A 2,400-nucleotide genomic window follows, 5' to 3' on the forward strand; every position below is an offset into this window, starting at 1 on the left:
GATGATAATTTCAGAATGGACGATTGACGCGTCGTTTAGCCGACGCGTATCCGGACTTTCAGTCCGTTAATCACTAACCCACCGACTTTAGTCGGTGGTTGTTCAGTTTCTTATACGCATTAAACTTCAAATTGTAATTTACAACACGATATGAAACCTGATTTCTCCCCGCTTCGCGGGGAGAAATCACACGCATCTTGAAGTTAGGTTGGTATAGGTTTTATTTCACCTGGTGAGATCAAATTTGATTAGCGAGTCATCCTATCTTAAGCAGTAATTAGGTATATAATTACCAGTATTCTTTCTGATAAAATGAGTCTGCGGATAATTATAATAAGTCATTGGATAGCTGCATATATAATAAGGTGAGGTGAGCTCTTATGGTGAAGAACACGGTCAGGTTACTGAAAGTTTCTTTTATCTGTAGCACATTGGCGGTATCAGAAGGTACTTTTGCAAATCAACAAAATGGACTGTCATCAGATGGTATGCAACAACTACCCACAGAGCCAAAAAAAGCAGGTTCTGTTATTTTGACGGATAAAGTCGTTCCTATTTCTCCAGTGAATTCTATTGATGAAAATCGAAAACAGTTACAAAATTGGTTGCCACAACAAGTAAAACCGATATTTCCTGAACGTTTAGCAAATTTATATGCTAACAATAAAATGCAACCATTATGGTCAGATAAAAAAGCCATTAAGCAATTTGAAGATCAATTAGTTGAAATGTCGCTAGCGGGTTTTCAACCTCAATTTGAAAAATGGCTGATACAACTTCATTCTCCTGAATTAAGTGAAATGGGGCGTGATGTTATCTTATCTGATGCTATGTTAGGTTATCTCCATTTTATTAGTAATGTTGATAAAAAAGGGAGTTCGTGGTTATATAGTCAAACGCCTTATAAGATTGAATTACCCCCGTCCCATTTAATTAATACATGGCAACAGCATATCAATAACAATAATACTTTTTCTTATATTACGAGTTTATCACCGAATCATCCTTTGTATGAAAATATGCGTAAGGAGATGTTGGCACAATTATCCGAACAACAGCCATGGACTGAGTTTTCATTTCAAGGAACTCTAAGGCCAGGACAAAGTAGTGAAAGTGTTATTGCATTAAGGAAAATATTGTCTCGTTTAGGGATATTGGATTTATCTGCTACCAAATCCGATAATAGAGTTTATGGTAAAGAATTAACAGCGGCTGTAAAACATTTTCAAGCCCAGCACGGATTGTCAGCCGATGGGGTTATCGGTAAATCCACTAAAGCATGGTTAAATACGACACCACAAATCCGTGCTCGTATTATGGCATTGAATATCCAACGATTACGAATTATTCCCGGAGATGTTCCCACAGGTATTTTAGTGAATATTCCTAATTACTCACTTTTCTATTACTTAGACGGTAAAGAAGTATTGAATTCTAAAGTTGTTGTTGGGCGTCCCAGCCGAAAAACACCTATCATGAGTAGTGAGCTAAATAATGTGGTGATCAATCCTCCGTGGAATGTACCTACCAGCATGACTCGCAAAGATATTGCACCAAGGGCGATGCGTGACTCCAGTTATTTTCGTACGCGTGGTTATACGGTATTTTCCAGCTGGAGCAATGATGCCAAAGTTATCGATCCTTCATCGATTAACTGGAGCGTAATAACACCGAATAATTTTCCTTATCGTATTAGGCAGGCACCAGGTCCAACTAATTCATTGGGACGTTTTAAATTTAACATGCCAAATTCAGAAGCCATTTATTTGCATGATACACCTAATCAAGCTTCTTTCAGTCGAGAAATGCGGGCTATTAGTTCTGGTTGCGTACGTGTCAATAAGGCACCTGAATTAGCGAATATGCTGTTGAGCGATGCAGGTTGGGATAAAACTAAAGTTAATAGTTCATTGAAAACCTGGTCAACAAAATATGTTAATATTCCCAAAAAAATTCCTGTGTTCCTCTATTATCAAACAGCGTGGGTTGATGAGGGAGGGAAAGCACAATATCGAGATGATATCTATGATTATGATATGAATGCAAGGCGATATTCAGAGTCACTTTCCAGGCTCTTGGTAGCCAGAAATGATTTATAATTTCTTCCGTTACTAATAAGACGCAAAGAAATCAAATTGGTATTGATATATATTGTATACCAATCTAACTTCAAGATGCGTGTGATTTCTCCCCGCTTCGCGGGGAGAAATCAGGTTTCATATCGTGTTGTAAATTGTAACTTGAAGTTTAATGCGTATAAATAGAAAAGGAAATAATGTTTTATTCTCTGTTATCTTTTGTTACCCATTATTTTAAAAGTGTTTTTTCACTATGTTTTTTTAATGAGCTGTTTTGTTGTTATTGATTATAACTTTAATTATGTTAAGTAGATCACAATAA

The 2,400-nt window shown here is 36.6% G+C and carries 1 protein-coding gene; it reads left to right on the plus strand.

The features are described 5' to 3' along the window. The first annotated feature begins 380 nt into the window (after positions 1-380). Positions 381-2,099 carry a L,D-transpeptidase gene (gene ldtD / locus IQ211_RS18870; protein WP_189759287.1) on the plus strand — a complete coding sequence of 573 codons (1,719 nt, stop codon included), beginning with the start codon at positions 381-383 and terminating at the stop codon, positions 2,097-2,099. The last annotated feature ends 301 nt before the right edge of the window (positions 2,100-2,400 follow it).

It is taken from the genome of Xenorhabdus griffiniae, assembly GCF_015163655.1.
Taxonomy (GTDB): domain Bacteria; phylum Pseudomonadota; class Gammaproteobacteria; order Enterobacterales; family Enterobacteriaceae; genus Xenorhabdus; species Xenorhabdus griffiniae.